At 42.9% G+C, this 18487-nt stretch carries 19 protein-coding genes and 1 pseudogene; 15 read left to right on the plus strand and 5 right to left on the minus strand.

The window, feature by feature from the left end:
• Nucleotides 1–146: 146 nt before the first annotated feature.
• Nucleotides 147–470, minus strand: a pseudogene (gene tnpA, locus B5E53_RS15810) (IS200/IS605 family transposase); the annotation flags it as partial.
• A gap of 181 nt (nucleotides 471–651) precedes the next feature.
• Between tnpA and B5E53_RS15815 the strand changes: the two are divergent.
• The 4 genes from B5E53_RS15815 to B5E53_RS15830 all read left to right on the plus strand — a co-directional run bounded on the left by B5E53_RS15815 (nucleotide 652) and on the right by B5E53_RS15830 (nucleotide 2024).
• Nucleotides 652–900 carry a type II toxin-antitoxin system prevent-host-death family antitoxin gene (locus tag B5E53_RS15815; protein ID WP_087316757.1) on the plus strand — a complete coding sequence of 83 codons (249 nt, stop codon included), beginning with the start codon at nucleotides 652–654 and terminating at the stop codon, nucleotides 898–900.
• 1 nt (nucleotide 901) lies between these two features.
• A complete protein-coding gene (locus tag B5E53_RS15820) occupies nucleotides 902–1201 on the plus strand; it encodes a type II toxin-antitoxin system RelE/ParE family toxin (protein WP_087316759.1) in 300 nt (99 codons plus the stop codon).
• A 42-nt stretch (nucleotides 1202–1243) separates the two neighbouring features.
• Nucleotides 1244–1537: a hypothetical protein gene (locus B5E53_RS15825; RefSeq protein WP_087316761.1), complete on the plus strand. Its 294-nt coding sequence runs from the start codon at nucleotides 1244–1246 to the stop codon at nucleotides 1535–1537.
• Nucleotides 1538–1844: 307 nt separating this feature from the next.
• Nucleotides 1845–2024 carry a hypothetical protein gene (locus B5E53_RS15830; protein WP_087316763.1) on the plus strand — a complete coding sequence of 60 codons (180 nt, stop codon included), beginning with the start codon at nucleotides 1845–1847 and terminating at the stop codon, nucleotides 2022–2024.
• Between the two features lie 456 nt (nucleotides 2025–2480).
• Here the strand turns inward: B5E53_RS15830 and B5E53_RS15835 are convergent, their stop codons facing one another.
• The 3 genes from B5E53_RS15835 to B5E53_RS20190 all read right to left on the minus strand — a co-directional run bounded on the left by B5E53_RS15835 (nucleotide 2481) and on the right by B5E53_RS20190 (nucleotide 3959).
• Nucleotides 2481–2963 (minus strand): GNAT family N-acetyltransferase, encoded by a 483-nt coding sequence (locus B5E53_RS15835; protein ID WP_087316765.1) that lies wholly within the window; start codon nucleotides 2961–2963, stop codon nucleotides 2481–2483.
• Between the two features lie 118 nt (nucleotides 2964–3081).
• The gene (locus B5E53_RS20185; protein WP_343215674.1) at nucleotides 3082–3633 is read right to left on the minus strand and encodes a hypothetical protein; all 552 of its coding nucleotides are present in this window, start codon (nucleotides 3631–3633) and stop codon (nucleotides 3082–3084) included.
• A gap of 143 nt (nucleotides 3634–3776) precedes the next feature.
• On the minus strand, nucleotides 3777–3959 hold the full coding sequence (locus B5E53_RS20190; RefSeq protein WP_343215675.1) for a MerR family transcriptional regulator: 183 nt from the start codon (nucleotides 3957–3959) through the stop codon (nucleotides 3777–3779).
• Between the two features lie 511 nt (nucleotides 3960–4470).
• Between B5E53_RS20190 and B5E53_RS15845 the strand changes: the two genes are divergently transcribed.
• Nucleotides 4471–5199: a hypothetical protein gene (locus tag B5E53_RS15845; protein WP_162611945.1), complete on the plus strand. Its 729-nt coding sequence runs from the start codon at nucleotides 4471–4473 to the stop codon at nucleotides 5197–5199.
• Between the two features lie 40 nt (nucleotides 5200–5239).
• Here B5E53_RS15845 and B5E53_RS15850 read toward each other — a convergent pair whose 3' ends face one another.
• Nucleotides 5240–6604: an MATE family efflux transporter gene (locus B5E53_RS15850; protein ID WP_087316769.1), complete on the minus strand. Its 1365-nt coding sequence runs from the start codon at nucleotides 6602–6604 to the stop codon at nucleotides 5240–5242.
• A 193-nt stretch (nucleotides 6605–6797) separates the two neighbouring features.
• Between B5E53_RS15850 and B5E53_RS15855 the strand changes: the two genes are divergently transcribed.
• The 10 genes from B5E53_RS15855 (at nucleotide 6798) to srtB (ending at nucleotide 18371) form a co-directional block, all read left to right on the plus strand.
• Complete coding sequence (locus B5E53_RS15855; RefSeq protein WP_087316771.1) at nucleotides 6798–9176, plus strand: glycoside hydrolase family 31 protein; 2379 nt, start codon at nucleotides 6798–6800, stop codon at nucleotides 9174–9176.
• A 102-nt stretch (nucleotides 9177–9278) separates the two neighbouring features.
• The gene (locus B5E53_RS15860; RefSeq protein ID WP_087316773.1) at nucleotides 9279–9623 is read left to right on the plus strand and encodes a helix-turn-helix transcriptional regulator; all 345 of its coding nucleotides are present in this window, start codon (nucleotides 9279–9281) and stop codon (nucleotides 9621–9623) included.
• A gap of 138 nt (nucleotides 9624–9761) precedes the next feature.
• Nucleotides 9762–10133: a hypothetical protein gene (locus B5E53_RS15865; RefSeq protein ID WP_140401517.1), complete on the plus strand. Its 372-nt coding sequence runs from the start codon at nucleotides 9762–9764 to the stop codon at nucleotides 10131–10133.
• A 59-nt stretch (nucleotides 10134–10192) separates the two neighbouring features.
• Complete coding sequence (locus B5E53_RS19350) at nucleotides 10193–10366, plus strand: hypothetical protein (RefSeq protein WP_162611946.1); 174 nt, start codon at nucleotides 10193–10195, stop codon at nucleotides 10364–10366.
• Between the two features lie 384 nt (nucleotides 10367–10750).
• A complete protein-coding gene (locus B5E53_RS15870) occupies nucleotides 10751–11902 on the plus strand; it encodes a site-specific integrase (protein WP_087316776.1) in 1152 nt (383 codons plus the stop codon).
• A 178-nt stretch (nucleotides 11903–12080) separates the two neighbouring features.
• Nucleotides 12081–15347, plus strand: a complete 3267-nt coding sequence (locus B5E53_RS15875; protein ID WP_087316778.1) for an InlB B-repeat-containing protein — start codon at nucleotides 12081–12083, stop codon at nucleotides 15345–15347.
• A gap of 80 nt (nucleotides 15348–15427) precedes the next feature.
• On the plus strand, nucleotides 15428–15721 hold the full coding sequence (locus B5E53_RS15880) for a hypothetical protein (protein ID WP_140401518.1): 294 nt from the start codon (nucleotides 15428–15430) through the stop codon (nucleotides 15719–15721).
• Nucleotides 15718–16296, plus strand: a complete 579-nt coding sequence (gene lepB, locus B5E53_RS15885) for a signal peptidase I (RefSeq protein ID WP_242963782.1) — start codon at nucleotides 15718–15720, stop codon at nucleotides 16294–16296. The genes B5E53_RS15880 and lepB overlap by 4 nt, the downstream gene beginning before the upstream one ends.
• Before the next feature lie 108 nt (nucleotides 16297–16404).
• Nucleotides 16405–17436, plus strand: coding sequence for an FctA domain-containing protein (locus B5E53_RS15890; RefSeq protein ID WP_162611947.1), 1032 nt, complete (start codon nucleotides 16405–16407; stop codon nucleotides 17434–17436).
• A gap of 164 nt (nucleotides 17437–17600) precedes the next feature.
• Nucleotides 17601–18371 (plus strand): class B sortase, encoded by a 771-nt coding sequence (gene srtB, locus B5E53_RS15895; RefSeq protein ID WP_087316784.1) that lies wholly within the window; start codon nucleotides 17601–17603, stop codon nucleotides 18369–18371.
• Nucleotides 18372–18487: the final 116 nt, after the last annotated feature.

Raw genomic sequence — 18487 nt, forward strand, 5'->3', positions numbered from 1 at the left:
ACAATAAGATTTTTTATTATTGATTTGCAAAGTATAAGCCCTTACTGCCAGGCCAGCGTCTCAAGGCGCTGGCTTTCGCTTTTCGCTCCAGCCACTTTGCTCTATACTCTTCGCTGCCCCTGAAGAGGCGTTTGTACTACTTCACCTTAACCCTTAAAAGGGTCTTCCCATTCTCTTTGGTTCAGTCGATCCATTGCTATATCATGTTTCTCCTGTTCCTGAATGTATTTCTTTATGGTGGCTTCATTGAGTCCTACCGTGCTTACATAGTATCCCTCTGCCCAAAAATGTCTGTTTCCGAACTTATATTTTAAGTTTGCGTGTCTGTCGAATATCATCAGCGCCGATTTCCCTTTCAAATATCCCACAAATTGGGCCACGCTGTATTTTGGCGGTATACTTACCAACATATGTACATGGTCCGGCATCAGATACCCTTCTATGATTTCTACTACTTTGTATTTGCATAGCAGGTGGTTTTTTGTTTCGCATGGCTCATTTCTCCTTTATGAAAAACTCGCTTCATGCTCAACAGGCTAAAGCCCATAATAATAAAAAAAGCTGTAAAAATCTACGTTGAATTTTACAGCTTTTTGTGTATAATGAAAGTAGCAGAAACAATTCAAAATTAGAGGAAGGAGCTGAAAGAATATGGCAAATATTTTACCAGTATCTGATTTGAGAAATTATAATGAAGTCCTGAAGAACTGCCGCAAAGGGGAGCCTGTATATCTTACTAAGAATGGCAGAGGACGATTTGTAGTTATGGATATTGAAGATTTCGAGCGCGATCGTGCAGAGAAAAAGCTTTTGATGAAGCTGCAGGAAGCTGAAGAAGCAGTGAAAGACGGAGAAGGCTGGCTGGATCTGGATGAACTGAAAGTACTTGTGGAGGAATAAGATGTTAAAACTGCGGATCAATCCGATTGTTGCAAAGGATCTGAAAAATATCCGGGATTATATTGCCGAAGATAACGAAGAATATGCTGCAAAAACCATAAAGGAAATTTACGGTAAATTTGAGAATCTTCAGATGTTTCCGGGAATGGGATCAGATCTTTCCAAACGAGTTAGTTTTCGGACAGATTATAAATATGCGATATGGGAAGATTATGTGATTATTTACAAGGTTAGTAACGAGTATGTAGAGATTTATCGTGTAGTCAACCGATATCAGGATATTACAAGAATTTTTGAGTAAATACTTGATATAGCAAAATGAATTTAATTCAGATGTGTAGAAATGGAAGCCGTATTAGAAATTGTGAAAACATGTATCCCAATTATTGTTGGTGCACTTATTGCAATTATATCTACAATGATTGAAAAAAGCAGTGAGAGAAGACATGAATTTGTAGAAAAACGTTGTCAGCAAAAACAAGAAATGTATGTTGAGTTAATTTCTTTGTTCAGTAAAGTTTTGAAGAACCAGTGTGATAGTGTGGATTTAGCTACCTTACGGGATAGAATAAATTTAATTAGTATCACTGGAAGTGCAGATGTCGTAAGAGCATTGAATGAGTATATTGATACTTAGGGTAAAGCATCTTCGGAAGAGCAGAATGAGAAATACAGTAATTTGTTACAAGTAATACGTGTTGATTTAAAGGTTGATAAAAAAAGAATGAAGATTTTCCTAAAATTAGATTGCGGGATATTAATATAAAGGACAGAAAAAATACTTAAAAATAGCAATAATAATAAAGGATCAGATGCGGATAAAAATAAGAGGCTGACTGGTCCTTTATATCGTGATATGGTATATATGAAGTGAGAAGGTAGAAAATGGAGAAAGAACCGAAAGTTACAATGCTCAGTGGATAGCACCTTATTTAAGTGATAAATTGAAAGATTGGTTAGAAAGAGCAAATAGAAATGAATTACCTGCGTATAAAGGGGGTCGCGGACGTAAATTTTGTCAATTGATGAAAGCATCTGATACATGGGATGAATTTGATAAGTTATTTAAAAAAGCAATGGGAGAGCCGGTACAACTGGAGTTAGACATTTCAGAAGATAAATAGTGATAACAACTTAATCAGAACTATAATTCCTATATAAAAATGTATAGTGACAAGGATTTATTCGCGAATTCGAATAGTAAACATAAGAGCCGGGAACCCGCATAAACAGCGGGCTTTCCGGCTCTTAGTGTACCGTGATAGTTCAGAGTGTAATATCTGAACTATTTTCCGTAGGGAGAATGACTTTTTAATATCAAACTGTTGGTATGAAGATCCGGACTATAGGGAGGAGGAATTTATTCGAAAGTATCCGACAGGTGAAAAGATTGACTGTGTTAGCGGAACGTTCATGGATATGCCTGATGGTCAGAGGTGGTTAATTCAATAGTCCGTATCTGACCTGTAGCTATAATCCGTTTGTCCGGCTGTTTCCTTTTTCTGTTATGACAGCCCCTATTGAGAAACAAACGCCCAAAGCCGCACTGATCAGGGTTGTGTATGCGTTTACATAGTATATCAATGTCTGCCCTCCTGCCATAGCATAATCCAGTCTTCTTTGTTTTCCCGTATCATATCGAAACCGATTTTTCGATACATCTCAGCCGCATAATTAGCCTTTTGGACGGAAAGTGAAACACGTTTATAACCATGTGCTTTTAATAAAGACAGCATTTCTTTCATCATATCGGTTCCTATTCCATGCCCCCGGCATTCTTTGTATAGGGAGATTGCGAGGGAAGGAGTTTCATCATCAATGTGTCCGTAATCGTTGATAATACGGACCCAGACAGCACCAACGATTTTTTTCTCAACCTCTGCAACTAACGCAAAATCAGCTTTTGATGACCCGAAACGGTCAACATAAATCTGTAATTCGGGAGAAGCGATAATATTTTTCGGTGGAGGTGCTGTACCGTCCGGAATAAAAATCGCTTCGTATAGAAAATCGTTCAGCAGAGGATATTCTTCCGGTACCATTTGACGTATTGTATATTCCATGAAATTCTCCTATGAAAACAAATATTCTATTTCCTGCATTGTATCATATCGCTCAAAATGCAACAACAGAATTTGCGGATAAGCTTAAAAACGAGAAGCTGGAAAAAGAAATTCATTTCTATTCCCCGCCAAATGGATGCTTCTCAGCATAATATCGAAACGCTTTTACAATATAATCTGAAGCTCCTTTCTTGTATTTTTTGTCAGTCACATTTTTGATGTAGTCGCTGGAATATGCGTCGATCAATACGTGAATATAAGGTTTGCCAAGGGAAACGCTTCCGCCGTTCTCTCTGATCAACAAATCTATCGAATGGACAATGGACTGTATTTTCGGAGAGGAGACGTCTTCGGACAGATCGGCAGTCAGCTGACCATATAACATGTCGGATCGCCGGGCGATTTTTTTGGCTTCTTCCGGCAGCTGTGTTTTCATGAGCTCAGAAAAATGTTCCAGATTATACTTCATTTTTTCGGTGTAGTTTTCGATGCTGCCAAATTGCTGGATGGCAAGCTTTGCCACCTGGTCTTCGTCATCCCGGATCTTTTCAATAAACATATCAAAATTTTCGATGCTTCCCCAGTATTTAATTACAGTGTCTGTCTGGCTGACTTTAAAATCTTCCAGAGCTCTGATATAATCGGCCAGATCAAATTCTTTAAAACTCATACATGCTTCTCCCTGTTCGAGGCGTTCCAGAAGCTCAATTAATCGGTTGATCCGGTTGCGTTTCAGGAGAAATAGTTCTTTTTGTTTTTTGAAAGCGGCAATTCTGTCAAAATCAGGATTTTCGAGAATTTCTTTGATTTCCTTTAAGGAAAATCCAGTTCTTTAAAAAATAAAATCTGTTGTAAGGTCTGCAGAGCCTCATCATTGTACAGGCGGTAGCCGGATGCTGTGAGTTCGCTGGGTTTTAACAGGCCGATCTCATCATAATATTGCAGTGTCCGTATGCTGATGCCGGTTAGTCTGGTGACCTGGCTTATACTTTTCATGTTAAATTCCCTCCTAATATGTGAGTGCAGGGTTTAGTAAAATAGTGTCATTTCTTGAAAGCGATATAAAGGATGACCGGTCGAAAATATTGTGCTCTCTGAGGAAATAATACAATATCACGCTGCGTGAGAGTCAAGCTTTAAAAAGTATTGTTTGAGATTTAGCGAACATAAAATCTGACCATAAAATCCGGGAAAATGCTTGTATAGGAATATCTGCCGCATAATGGTATAATTAGAATACTATAAACCAGTGGTACATTGATGACAAAACTGTGCCGCATGGTGTGTCAGGGAAAAACAGATCTTCGAAGGAAAGGGGCGGAAAATGCCGGATAAATATTTAGAAAAACGAATACATCGTGCTTACGGATGGATGAAATATGGAAGGATAAAAATGCTTCTGGTGTATCTGGTCATATGTGTGTTGATGATTGGAATTGTCAGTCTTTTTCTCGGGAATCCATTTCCTCACAAAGAAACCATTTTTCCTTTGTTATTTAGAAAAAATGTGTTTGGTTTTTCAGTGTGGGATTCCGGATGGCTGTATACGGGAATCACAGAATATTTGTACCTGATGGTGACAGGCTGTGTGATCGCGTTGGTCCTGGCATTTTTGTGGTTATGCGGTGTGAGTGGAGGAAAGCTGGCCGGTTTGGACCGGATTCTGCTGAAGCAGTGTGATGTAAAAAAATATATGGACGCCATGAACTATGCGGTGGACTATGGGAGAGGGCTTAAATTGCAGGGATTTCAGGAATCGGTTTTTTTGTTGATGCAGCAGCGGATGGTGTGTGCATGGATTGCCGGCGGGAAACTGGAGGAAAGCAGGAGATTTCTGACCGGGGAATGGAGAGGAAAGAAAAACAGTAATGTGTATAAGCAGACGGTGAGAACGCTGGAGCTTTCCGAGGCATATGTGAGCCGGGATGCGGAAAGATTCCATATGCTTCTGCAGAGAGCGGGACGAAGATTTCGAAAACAGAAATTGCTTACAGCGCGAGGATTATTTCTGGAACAGAAGTATGAGCAGGCAGCGATGTGTTTGCAATCATATAAGGGAGAGAATACTTACCATGAAGTACTGCGCCAGTATTTGCTGGGGAAATGTTTGCATAAAATGGAAAACAAAAAAATGGCAGAAGAATGTATGGAGTATGTGTCCGTGCATGGGAATACGATGCTGTGTCAAAAGAAAGCGCAGGAGTGGCTGTTGAATAATCAGGAGAACGATGGATGAAGGCAGGAGAAAGAAATGTGAAAAGCAGGAGGGGATGTTATCATCCCCTCTTCTGGTTTGTAATGATTTTCTTCAGATCAACTTTCATGATATAAAAATACATGACAAGCAGGAGCGCTGCGGCCAGCACCCAGGCGGCAGGGCTGGCGAGGCATACGCCCAGATAGCTTCTCTGTCTGGCAGCGATGACGGCAACGATGCCTCTGCCGATCAGCTCGGCCACTCCGGCCATCATAGGAAGCAGACCGTATCCCAGTCCCTGGATCCCATTTCGGTAGATATTGACAATGGTCAGAGGAATAAAGAAGGCGCCGACACATTTTAAGTAAATATCGACGGAGTCGATGATCAACGCCACATCTTCAGATACGAAGAGATAGCTCATGTACTTGCCGACTGTCATAACCAGGGCCGCCGCGGCAAAGGAATAGAGAATGCCGATAGTGGTGGAAGCACAAAATCCCTTGCGGATGCGGGAAATGTTGCCTGCTCCCATGTTCTGGGCGCCGTATGTGGCGATGGTCGTTCCAAGAGCCACATAAGCCTGTGTGACCACCTGCTCGATTTTGCTGGCGGCGGTAAATGCGGCTACCAGCGTGGAACCGAGGATGTTAAGGGAAGACTGTACCATCATAGTACCGATGGCCGTGATTGAATACTGCAGAGCCATGGGAATGCCAATCTGTATCTGTTTCTTTAAAAGCACTCCTGTGGGATGCCAGTCCTCCCTGGTCATGTGGAGCACCGGTACTTTTTTTATGATATAAAGCAGGCAGAGCAGACCGGATACGCCCTGGGAGATAATAGTAGCGATGGCGGCGCCTGCCGCACCCATATGGAATACGATAATGAAAAAAAGGTCCAGAGCAATATTGAGCAGAGCGGAGAGAATCAAAAAATATAATGGTACTTTGCTGTTACCCAATGCTCTGAGAATACTGGCCAGCAGATTATAAAGCATCTGTGCCAGAATGCCGCCGCTGATGATCATAATGTACGCATAGGCGTCTGCGTAAATATCGGATGGCGTGTTCATCAGATGAAGCCATGGTCTCATGAGGATCATAAACGATGCGGTCAGTATCAGTCCGATGATCAGGGACAGGAAGGAGGCTCCGGCCACGGTACGGCGCATGGCGGGCAGGTCTCCGGCACCGAATTTCTGAGCGGTCAGTACGGTAAAACCGGCTGTCATTCCCACGACAAAGCCGTAAATTAGGAACATGATAGTGCCGGTGCTGCCCACGGCTGCCAGAGCTTTTGTTCCCACAAACTTCCCTACGATGACGGCGTCGGCCATGTTATAAAATTGCTGAAATACATTTCCTATGAAAATAGGCAGCGTGAAATTAAGAATAATCTTCGTTGGATTGCCCGCTGTCATGTCATATTGTGCTGTTTTCATAAAATAATCCTTTCTTTGACAAAATCCAGAAGAAAATTATATAACAGGAGCGGGGGCTTGTAAATGCTATTTCCGGAAATGATAGAGGTTTTTCATGTACGTTTCTTAAGATGATTTCGTATCAAATATGTAGAAGACGGATACTTTTTCTGGTAAAATGATAGCAGAATAAATCAGGAAGGAGCACAGCAAAATGAAGGATCATTTCAGAATTGATACCCGGCCTGTGGCGAGAGAGGAATCGGTTCTACGGGGAGAGAAATACAGGATTTCCATTTTGACGCCGTGGCTGATCCGGCTGGAGTACAGTGAAAGCGGCCGGTTTGAGGACCGCCCGACCCAGTGTGTGTGGAACCGGGAGTTTCCGGCGGTGCAGTTTGAAGTGCGGGATGAAAAGGATGTACTGAGAGTGACCACCGAGGGAATCCAGCTTGTCTATGATAAAAAGCCGTTTTCCGCCAGTGGACTTTCGTTGAAAGTACGGGGAAATATCAGCGCGTACAACAGTATCTGGCGGTATGGAGAAAAGGTGACGGATCTGCTGGGAACAGCGCGGACACTGGATGAGGCGGACGGAGCCGTGAAACTGGACCATGGAGTGATTTCCAGAAATGGATTTTCGGTGCTGGATGACAGCCATTCGCTGTTGATCCGGGATGACGGATGGGTAGAGCCAAGGCAGGAAGAGGCGGCGGATATCTACTTTTTTGGATATGGGCATCAGTATGAGAAATGTCTGCAGGATTTTTATAAACTGACTGGGAATACGCCGCTGCTGCCAAGATATACGCTGGGAAACTGGTGGAGCCGGTATCATCGCTATTCAGAGGAAGAATACAAGACGCTTATGCGACGGTTCAAAGGCGAGAAAGTTCCGTTCTCTGTGGCGGTTATCGATATGGACTGGCATCTGGTGGATATTGACCCGAAATACGGCAGCGGCTGGACGGGATATACCTGGAACCGGGAGCTGTTTCCGGATCCGGCAGAGTTTATGGGCTGGCTCCATAAAGAGAACCTCAAAGTGACCTTAAATGTACATCCGGCGGACGGCGTGCGACCGCATGAGGAAATGTACCGGGCCATGGCGGAGGATCTGGGAAAAGACTGGGAAAATGAAGAATCCATTGACTGTGATGTGACCGATCCGGATTTTCTGGACGCCGCCTTCCGGTATCTGTATCATCCCAATGAAGAACAGGGCGTGGATTTCTGGTGGATTGACTGGCAGCAGGGTGTGGAAAGCCGGGTGCCTGGTCTTGATCCATTGTGGATGCTTAACCATTATCATTATCTGGACAGTGAGAGAGGTGGAAAACGGGGCCTGACATTTTCCAGATATGCGGGCATCGGCAGCCACAGATATCCCATTGGATTCTCCGGGGATACGATCATTACCTGGGAATCTCTGGATTTTCAGCCATATTTCACTGCCAACGCCAGCAATGCCGGCTATGGCTGGTGGAGCCATGACATTGGCGGACACATGCGGGGATACCGGGATGATGAGCTTTCCGTCCGGTGGCTGCAGTTCGGCGTGTTTTCCCCGATCAATCGTCTCCACAGTACCAACAGTCCGTTCAACGGAAAAGAACCTTGGAATTATAACGCAATTGCCTGTCAGGTGATGAAACGGTATCTGCGTCTGCGCCATGCACTGATTCCATATCTATATACCATGAACTGCGACGCTGCCCTGAAAGGAAGACCACTGATCCGGCCGATGTATTATCCGGAACCGGAACGCCGGGAAGCCTATGAGGTGCCCAATGAATATTATTTTGGAACGGAAATGATTGTCTGTCCGATCACACATCCCCATGATAAAGCTTCGGGGACAGGAAGTTTCCGGGCATGGCTGCCGGAAGGACAGTGGTTTGATTTCTTTAACGGCATGGTCTATGACGGCGGTCGTATGCTGACACTGCACCGGGACATTGAGGATATTCCGGTCCTGGTGAAGGCGGGAGGCATCGTGCCGATGGCGGATTATGAAGAGTTTACCAACAGTGTGGAGAATCCGTCTTCCCTTCGGATACGGATTTACCCGGGAGCCAATGGAAACTTTGTGTTACAGGAGGATAATGACGGCGGCGCAGACCGCAGAAGCGTAAGCACTTCCATGGACTGGAACTGGGAAGAAAATGTATTTACCATCTGTAAGCCTCTGGGTGATCTGGAAGTCATTCCTGCCATGCGGACATTTACTCTGGAATTTATGAACATTTCTTCGGTCAGCCCGGAAGTCACTGTTGATGGCCGGCCTGTGGATATCCGGTGGGAGTATGATCAGGATACTTCGGCTCTCAAAGTACAGCTTCCGGCCCTTCCGGCGGATACGGAGATCGTCTTTACTTTCCGGGAGCCTTTATGTCTGGCAGAAAACCTTTGGCAGAAAGAATTTTTCCGGCGGCTGTACCAGGCGGAAATGCTGTATGAGGACAAAGAAAAAATATATGGGTATCTGGAAGAAGGCGTGAGCCCCGTGGAGATGACAGGTATTCTTGGCACCATGAATCTTCCGGGAGAAATTTACAGCTGTCTGGAAGAGACGCTGCTGGCGAGAAAGTGATGAACTGCGGAGGTAAGAGGATTTGTTCATGAAGAATGTGCAGGAGAAACACACAGCACATGTCATGAAAAAAGCAGAATACACGCGGGAGGAATAAAAGAAATGATTGTCAGTGAAAAAATATTTATTTTGCTGCAGCAAAAGGGGATGAGTCAGAAAGAATTTGCTCAGAAAACAGGGATTTCCCAGAGTACGATCAGCGACTGGAAAAGGAAAAAGACCAATCCGTCGGTGAATAAGATCTTAAAAATCTGTCAGGTACTTCAGATCTCTCCTTATGAGTTACTCTCAGAAAATGATCTGGACGTAAACGGCAGTTCCGTAGACTATATACTTCCATTAAATAAGGAAGAAAGTACTCTGCTGGAAAACTACCGGAGTCTGGATTTTCAGAAAAGAGAACGGGTTATGGGATATGTGAGTGCGCTGAAAGAAAAGGAAGAATAAAATTTGCTTTGAATAGCGCATGGATGAATAGTTACAAAAAATGAAAAGAAAATGCATGTGGAAATTGACATGCATTTTTCTTTCTGTTATGATACGCATAAACGAAACGGTAAAACGTATTTTGAAAAGGAGGTATTTATGGGGATTTTTATTGATGTGCCGGACCGCTGTGATCCGGAGCGGCTGGCAGACAGGGTACAGCAGCTGCCCCTCAGCCGAAAAGAACAGCTGACCGCGTGGAAGGAATTTTATCTGGGTAATGATACAGAAGAACTGGGTAACGCCATGAGAACACATTTTCCGGTAGAAGTATGCGAAGAATACTGGAGAGACCGGTTCGCCGGATATCATGTGGATTCTTATGGGGGTTCTCTGCGGATCAGGGAGTACCTGTCCCTGGGATTTGATTTGGAGAAATTGTGCAGTCTGGTAAATTATGAGGATAAATACGGAAAGCCACGATACGAATTATTTCTCAAATTCGTCATGGATACAAGAATATATATATAGAAGATAAAGACTGTTCGGACCCTCTGGGAATCGACCAGGAGGACCAGCAGCCTTATGGAGTGGAGCGCCTCTTTTCCCAGTTTGTGTTTGGCGGCGCCTGCAACAAAAAGGTGAACCGATACATACCACTGGAAGAAGTCAGAGAAGCGCTGGACAGCGATAAGATCATTGATATGGTGAGAGCCATGGCCCTCAATGATGAGTTATATGAATACTGTGGAAATATAACGTAAGATAAAATGATATAGAATCTAAAAAATGCATGTGAGATCAAGCATGCATTTTTTAGACAACGAAATACGTATATACGAATCTTGATATAAATGACTTTAAAAAGTAATCATACAGAGCCGGCGATAATAAAATAAGTTTAGTTTTTCGCGGATTTCAATACTCTGTGTATATAATATTAGCACTTTTTTATAAATTGTACAAGCAGTATTTTAAATAATTATACAGTTTTAACCATTTCTTTACTAATAAAAATTGATTTTATCAGAAAAAAAGGTAATTTTGTCAGTGTGAAGCCAGAGTCAGAAATTTTATCGCCGTCAAAATTGCCGTCATTTGAAAGATATTTTCGGAGGCATTATCTGGTTTGAAAAGGAGTTGATGTTATGGGTAAGAAGGGAGAAAATATTTATAAACGAAAAGATGGACGATGGGAAGCAAGATATGTGAAAGGATATAAGCCGGACGGAGAAATTCGTTACGGCTATTGTTATGGAAAAACATATCGGGAAGCGAAAGATAAAGCTATACAGGCGAAGTCAGCAGTTATTAATCATTTACCGATTCGAAAAGAAATAAAAAAGAAGAGGTTTTCATTGTATTGTGATGAATGGATTCTCCTTAAGAGAAGCTGTGTAAAAGAATCCACATTTATAAAATATTTCACTACCATTGAAAAATATATTAAGCCGCGGCTTGGAGGTTGTTATGCAGAAGCTTTTACAGAAACATTGATTGAGCAATTCAGTTATGATCTGCTTCATGAAGTGAAATTATCTCCTAAAACAGTGAAAGATATACTTACAATGGTCCGTTCTATCGTTAATTATATGAAAAAGAAAAATCCTTCGGTAGAATCTGTGGAGATTGTTTATCCAAAAGAAAACAAAAAGGAAATGCGTGTATTGTCCAGAGAGGAACAGATGCGTTTTGTAGAATACCTTTTAAATGATATGGATGTGTGCAAATTTGGTATTTTGCTGGCTTTGATGACAGGCCTTAGGATAGGTGAAATATGCGCTTTGTGTTGGTCAGATATTTCTCTTAATAATCAGACAATTCATGTTTGTCGGACAATGCAGAGGATAAAAAATATAACGGATGATCCAACGCAAAAACGAACAAAAGTAATTGTTGGTGAACCAAAGAGCAGTAAATCTGTAAGAACGATTCCTTTAAATGACAATATTGCGGAATTTTGCAGGAGATGGAAAGCAGAAAAGAATAAAGCTTTTGTTTTAACGGGAGAAGAAAAAAGATTTATGGAACCAAGGACGCTCCAGTATCGTCTGAATAAATATACAGGAGACTGTGGATTAGAAGGAGTGCATTTTCATACACTTCGGCATAGCTTTGCTACACGCTGTGTCGAAGCAGGTTTTGAAATAAAAAGTCTGTCTGAAATCCTGGGGCATTCAAGTCCTAAGGTCACTTTGGAACGTTATGTTCACTCTTCTCTGGAATTAAAACGGGAAAACATGGAAAAGCTAAAAGCTCATTATATTTTTTCGCCGTCAGAAACCGCCGTCAAATCTTGAAAGATGATACATTTTTTCAGGAAAAAGTGCTGAATTTCGCAGAGTATTGAACTCTGCGAAAAAATGTTTGGCGGCTCCTTCTTATTATATCCAAAAAATCTGAAATGAGGATTGAAAAACGAGATAAATTTTTGTTGGACTGCCGCTGTGCACAAATAAGATAAGGAGGGTTAAAAGTATGATTCATTCATCTGGAAAACGCAGACGATACAAACGATACTTGTCAGTGTTTATCGCCTTTGTCATGGTCTGTAGTGTTTTCATTCCGGCTTTTGCCAAAAGTGCAGGGAATGGAAAAGATGGTGATGAGGCAACGAAAGCGTCGGCAGCCATCACCTATGAGTTCTACTCGGATGGAGAACTGTACGACAGCCAGACCGTTAAAGACGGGGAAACGTTGAAAGAACCGTCAGAACCCGATAAAGACGGCAGCACATTTGAAGGCTGGTATACGTCCAGGGACGGTGGCTCAAAGTTTACAGACTTCTCCAAACAATCCGTGACCGAATCAAAAACAGTAAAACTGTATGCCAGATGGCAGGAAATGGAGGAACCGGAGACGGAATCTGTGGAGGCAGTCACCGATAAAAATACTTTGGGTAACGACACGGAAAACAGTGAAGAAGTATCCGAAGAGGCAGACTCGGGAAAGAAAGCGGATGCGTCCGAAGAGACAGGCTCTGATATAAAAGAGGAGGATTCCAAGGAACAGACAGAATCCGGACAAGCGGACGATGTGTCCGATGAGACAAAAAATGAGACGGAAGAATCTGAAGACGAAGATTCGTCCAAAACGGAAGAAGTATCTGACAAAGAGGATATTTCAAAACAAGATGAAACGGAATCTTCCAGTGATGTGAGTCAGTCGGATGAGATATCTGAAGACTCTGACAAAATAAAAGACGAAGATACAGAAAATGTGGCAACGGAAGATGACGCAATAGTAGATTCTGCTGATACTTCTGACGACATGGAAAAAAATGAAGGAAATACTGCGGTCATACAGCCACAGCGAGAGCTTGGTAATGGAATCTCCCCATTAAATATTAATGGACCGAGAGAGGTGTCAGTAGGAGAAACGATTACATTATCTGGACAATATGGTTCTAACCATTTTTGGTCCGCTTACCCAAGCAGTAGAGTTTCGCTGAATCAAGACGGTAATAGTGTAGATGTAACCGGAGTAACAGAAGGTACTGTATGGATAACGCATACATATTGGAGTTGGGGTGGACAGCAAACAGAAACTTACACCATCCAGGTCACCGCAGCTTCTTCGGGACAAAGTTATGTTTTATATACCTACACTTTAATACCAGGAAAGACAACGGAATCTACAGGAAGCGCAGACCAAATTTGGAATGGAATGGGAGTTGGCACTATCTCAGGTCTTGGTTCTCCAGATAGCCATAATACGAACGAAGAATTGGATAATGGATATGGAAATAACGGTGCAGATATCACATGTCCTACCAGTTATCCAGATATTACTGTAGATGGAGTGCCTTATAAATATGCTGATACAAAAGATAAAGAAAATCTAAAAGGATATTATACGATTACCTGGTTTAGAGTGGTAGTTGCTGAGGGAGCCAATGCAGGACATAACAATTATAATCAGCCAGTAATTGATGGTAAAAAAACATTTCATTTGGATGGATATATTACATTAAATGAAACAAATCAGTATACAGTTGATTTTAAATTAAAGGATGCTGGTGAACAGACTTTTGAACCAGTTGATCCAGAGCAATATACGAAGAGAGTTCCGGAAGGATTTGAGACAGATGAATTGTTAATTCCAAATGAGAACGAGCCGAATGTATATCCGTTAACCAAAACCGTAAATGGTATCACCTACACCTTCGATGGTTGGTATCTTGATGAGACCTGTACCCAAAAGGTGGACTTTAATAATTATAGAATTAATGCAAACACCACTTTCTACGCCCGGTATGTTCCGGAAACACAGAATATCACCGTGGAGAAGCAGGTGGTCACCACTAGTCAGACAGACCTCACGAAGGACTTTAGATTTACTTGTGAGTATACCAACGCATCAGGTAATAAGCAGACGATAACACTGAATTTGAGTAACGATGAAACAGGAACCATAGCAAATGTCCCGGTCGGCACAGAACTGAAACTGACAGAGACCAATGCCAGTGGATATACCACATCAGCAAAATATGACGATAAGACAATTCAGGCGAATGAGACAACCGGTGACACAAGAACGATGACCGTTCAAACAACGAACGACAACAGTACAATTGTTGTCACCAATCGCAAGCAGATTGCTGAAACGGGGCAAGATGAGAATTTCATTATTGTTGAGAAAAAGTTTACAGGTATTACTGAAGACCAGATTCCGGTTAATTTTCAGATTACTGTAACTGGTCAGAATGGAACGAGTTATACATTGACTAAAAATAGTTCTGGCTGGGAAGAAGTAGATAGTGCCGATGGTTCCATTATCTGGCGTTGGAAGATCAGTGGAGTGGGAACGGGTGAATATACCGTAAGCGAAGAAAATGAAGAGATTGCTGACTACACTGTTACAACGACCGGTGATAGCGGCAGTGTTACCGTGGAAGCTGCGGATGTAGCGATTGAAGCAACTAAGTATCCAACCTGTAGTCATACAAATTGGCCGGTTGGTGTCGAAGGGAATGAGAATTTTCTGTTCGCAGCGGCGCTGACGGGATCGAGTGGATGCATTGTGATTTCCTCAGAACCATTATCTGCGTCTGTGAGAGCTGCGGTAACAGCCAAAGTGACGACATATGGAAGTTGGCATGAACCGGTACAATTTTATAGCGTTTCAAATGATGGTCAGGAATATTCCATTGATGGGAAGATATTTAGATATGATGAAGCCAACAGTCAAATTATTATTGGTCAGACAAGCGATTGGAAGCATGTCGCTTCTCTGAGCTACGATATTACCGAAGCCAGCAATCCGGAGATTGCCATTACCAATGCCTACAAAAAGAACACTTCCAGCATTGAAGTTAAGAAGCTTGTCACCGGTAATCTGAGTGACTATGATAAAAAATTTGCATTTACCGCCAGCTGGCTGGGCAGCGATGGAACCCAGAAAACGGAGGAATTTTCATTAAGCCACAACGACAACGGTAAAACATTAAATGACTTACCAGTCGGCACACCGGTAACCATCAGTGAGAACCGGGATGGTTATGATCTGGAAAACATTAAGCAGGGAAATACTGAATTGTCAGAAGATAAGATAACCTCAGATGGCACAAACAGTTCCTGCACTGTGACCGTCACAAATGAACCGATGACGATTACATTTACCAACGAAAAAGACGCCATCGTAGACGTTGGTATCCGCATGGATAATCTGCCATACATCCTGATGCTTGCTCTTGTGGCAGGAGGCGCAGCAGCGGCAGTGATTCTTCGCCGGCGCCGTAGCTAAAAAATGTGCCGGCCCTTTACTGACAGAGACAGGCAACATAAATGAAGAGAAACGAAAGAGACAACATGTCAGGAAAACATATGGAAAAAACACAAACAAAGCAGAATGGGCAGACCGAAGCAAAACGGAACCCAGTGGAAGCTTATAAAAAGAAGATAGCAGATACGCCGTCAGTAAATGCCGAGCATGATAAACTGATTCAATGGTTCCAGACAGTACGCTTTCGGAAAAAACTGTTTGGTGGAATAGATGAAGTCTATCTCTGGCGCAAGCTGGAAGAACTGAATCGGCTTTATGAGTCAGCCCTTACCGCTGAGCGGGCGAGATACGATGCTTTGCTGGAAATGTACCGGGAAAAAGAGGTGGAACAGTGAAAGCTACAGAAAAAATACCTGTCGGTCAGACTCCGGCGGAGGAGCTTCCATCTTGTTCGCGTATTATTCGCCGGCGCAGGAACACCGCAGAGATTAGAAGCGGCTACATCCGTCTTGTCGTAGATATCGCAGCGCTTGCCGTCATTGGAATTCTGCTGTTCACCCAGGTATTTCTGGTCATGCAGGCTCCTGGCAACGGCATGTTTCCAGCGATAAAAGACGGTGATCTGATTATCGGTTTCCGTTTGCAGGGAGAGTATCTCAAAGACGATGTGGTTGTTTATGAAGCGGATGGTGAGACCCATGTGGGACGGATCATGGGACGCGAGACAGATGTGATAACCATGGACGATACAGGAACGCTTCTTGTAAACGGAACTGTCCAGGGAGGAGAGATTCTTTTCCCCACCTATCCGGAAGACGGTATGGAATACCCTTACACTGTCCCGGAAGGATATGTGTTCATCCTGGGAGATTACCGGACACAGGCCGTAGACAGCCGAGAATACGGAAGTATTCCCATTGAAAATGTGAAGGCAAAGGTGATTACCATTCTGCGAAGAAGGCAGCTTTAACCCATGCACAACGATACCATGGCCGGAAAACGGCTCCAAAACAGTATAGGACGCCTTGAGAAGGCGCTTATAGCGATAAAAAATTTAAATTATAGGAGGAAAAAGTTTATGAAAATTACGAACAAATTATTTGCAACATTGCTTACACTTGTTATGGTACTCAGTATGAGTATTACGGCATTTGCACAGGGAGACTCTGGAACGTCATCGACGACTTATACGGATGTGGACAGTGTTACTGTACAGAAAACGTACACTGCACCGAATGGAGGCACCTCTCCAGCAGAAACATTTACTTTTGAACAGACAACAAAAAGCGTAACTGATAGTGAGGTATCGCAGAGTGATATACCTAATCTTCCTTCTATCTCCAGCGCTGTATATGCAGTCGGAGAGGCGACAAAAGATGGAACAGGAACAGGAACGAAGAATATCACGATTACTCTTCCAACTTATAGCAGAGTTGGTGTATATACTTACACAATCGCTGAATCAGCAGGTAGTACCGCAGGAGTTGTGTATGACCAGGAGCCGATTACCCTGAAAGTTACAGTTATCCAGCAGGGAGACGAATTGGTTCGTGTTGTAGCCGTATATAAAGGTGACAAGAAGATTGGTGGAGAAGATGGAGATGGAACCCCTGCATTTGAGAATACATACAATGCATCTACTCTGAAGATTTCTAAAACTGTGACCGGAAGTTTAGGCGACAGGAACAAATATTTCGAATTTACGGTTACTTTGAACGTGCCACAGGGAAAAACAGTGAACAGCACAATTGGAGTTGGAACTACGTCCAATGTCGATAATCCAGATTCAATTACAATTGGAGTACCAGCAACATTTTATTTACACCACGGTGAAACTTTGAATCTGAGCAATGTTCCTTACGGAGTAACTTATACTGTTACAGAGACACAGGATTCAAATTATACAACAACAGTAAATGACAATTCTGGTAACACTCTGTCAAATCAGACAGTTGATAGTGCGGAAAAAACAGTAGCTTTTGTAAATAGCAGAGGAGGCGAGATCGACACCGGTATCACCACCGACAGCCTGCCATACCTTTTAATCGCAGCAGGCGTTGTAGTCGGAGGAGCTGTTCTTGTCACAAGAAGACGCAGATTTGATGACTAATTGCTGTCGTATAGTTGCAAAAAATAATAAAGACATTTTGTAGAAACAACATGTAGATTCTAATATGCGCTAAGCATTTAGAATTTCCGCCGGGTGCCGGTATTCCGTGCGTGGTAAATATGGATATCCGCCCGGCGGAACAATAAAAGAAGGGAGGCAGCAGCATGAATTTTTCAAGACGATTCTTAAAGGCCGCCAATTCCCTTGTGACCTTAGTGGTCGTCCTGTTTCTGGTCGCTGCGGGAGCGTATTCCATCTATGCGCTGTGGGATAATGCGCAGGTTTACGCTGCTGTGGATGATGTGCAGTCAGAGCTGCTGAAATTGAAACCGGTGGTGGAGGAAGACGGCGGCGCGTCTTTTGAGGAGTTACGCGCCATCAATCCGGACGTATGTGCATGGCTGACCCTGGACAATACGGAGATTGACTATCCCGTGCTGCAGGGAAAAGATAATCTGACTTATATCAATACAGATGTATATGGCAATTTTGCCCTGGCAGGAAGTATTTTTCTGGATTCCAGCTGTGATAATACATTTCATGATAAATATGCCCTGTTGTACGGACACCATATGGCAAACAGCAAGATGTTTGGCGACCTGGATTTGTACGAAGATCAGAAATTTTTTAATGAAAACACAACAGGCACATTGATATTGCCTGACCGTTCCTACACCCTTGAAATCTTTGCCTGTCTGCGGGTTTCCGCTTCCGAGGACGCAATCTTTTCTCCTCAGAAGTGGCAGACGGATAACAAGGGACTTCTGGATTTTGTGTCGGCGAATGCAATGTATATCCATGAGGATATCATGGGGCGTATCAATTCCTCAGAAGAATATTCGCAGATACTGGCAATGTCCACCTGTTCCTCGGAGTTTACAGATGCAAGGACAGTCCTTCTGGCAGTAATGAAACCGAACACGCCAGAACAATAAGTCCAGCTAATAAATGTCAATAGATAAATGAAAAATATTTTTCATCAGAAAAAAGGGCAGACTTTCCCCTTGGTGATAATATCATTTTTAAAAAGATATTGATTCGTTGGATTTGC

Source organism: Eubacterium sp. An11 (assembly GCF_002161065.1).
Lineage (GTDB): Bacteria > Bacillota > Clostridia > Lachnospirales > Lachnospiraceae > Anaerobutyricum > Anaerobutyricum faecale.

Excerpts from the sequence above, each read along its gene's own strand:
- B5E53_RS15815 (WP_087316757.1), top strand. The coding sequence starts at position 652 with ATGGCAAATATTTTACCAGTATCTGATTTGAGAAATTATAATGAAGTC.
- B5E53_RS15820 (WP_087316759.1), top strand. The coding sequence starts at position 902 with ATGTTAAAACTGCGGATCAATCCGATTGTTGCAAAGGATCTGAAAAAT.
- B5E53_RS15825 (WP_087316761.1), top strand. The coding sequence starts at position 1,244 with ATGGAAGCCGTATTAGAAATTGTGAAAACATGTATCCCAATTATTGTT.
- B5E53_RS15835 (WP_087316765.1), bottom strand. The coding sequence starts at position 2,963 with ATGGAATATACAATACGTCAAATGGTACCGGAAGAATATCCTCTGCTG.
- B5E53_RS20185 (WP_343215674.1), bottom strand. The coding sequence starts at position 3,633 with ATGAGTTTTAAAGAATTTGATCTGGCCGATTATATCAGAGCTCTGGAA.
- B5E53_RS20190 (WP_343215675.1), bottom strand. The coding sequence starts at position 3,959 with ATGAAAAGTATAAGCCAGGTCACCAGACTAACCGGCATCAGCATACGG.
- B5E53_RS15850 (WP_087316769.1), bottom strand. The coding sequence starts at position 6,604 with ATGAAAACAGCACAATATGACATGACAGCGGGCAATCCAACGAAGATT.
- B5E53_RS15855 (WP_087316771.1), top strand. The coding sequence starts at position 6,798 with ATGAAGGATCATTTCAGAATTGATACCCGGCCTGTGGCGAGAGAGGAA.
- B5E53_RS15860 (WP_087316773.1), top strand. The coding sequence starts at position 9,279 with ATGATTGTCAGTGAAAAAATATTTATTTTGCTGCAGCAAAAGGGGATG.
- B5E53_RS15865 (WP_140401517.1), top strand. The coding sequence starts at position 9,762 with ATGGGGATTTTTATTGATGTGCCGGACCGCTGTGATCCGGAGCGGCTG.
- B5E53_RS15870 (WP_087316776.1), top strand. The coding sequence starts at position 10,751 with ATGGGTAAGAAGGGAGAAAATATTTATAAACGAAAAGATGGACGATGG.
- B5E53_RS15875 (WP_087316778.1), top strand. The coding sequence starts at position 12,081 with ATGATTCATTCATCTGGAAAACGCAGACGATACAAACGATACTTGTCA.
- B5E53_RS15880 (WP_140401518.1), top strand. The coding sequence starts at position 15,428 with ATGGAAAAAACACAAACAAAGCAGAATGGGCAGACCGAAGCAAAACGG.
- B5E53_RS15890 (WP_162611947.1), top strand. The coding sequence starts at position 16,405 with ATGAAAATTACGAACAAATTATTTGCAACATTGCTTACACTTGTTATG.
- srtB (WP_087316784.1), top strand. The coding sequence starts at position 17,601 with ATGAATTTTTCAAGACGATTCTTAAAGGCCGCCAATTCCCTTGTGACC.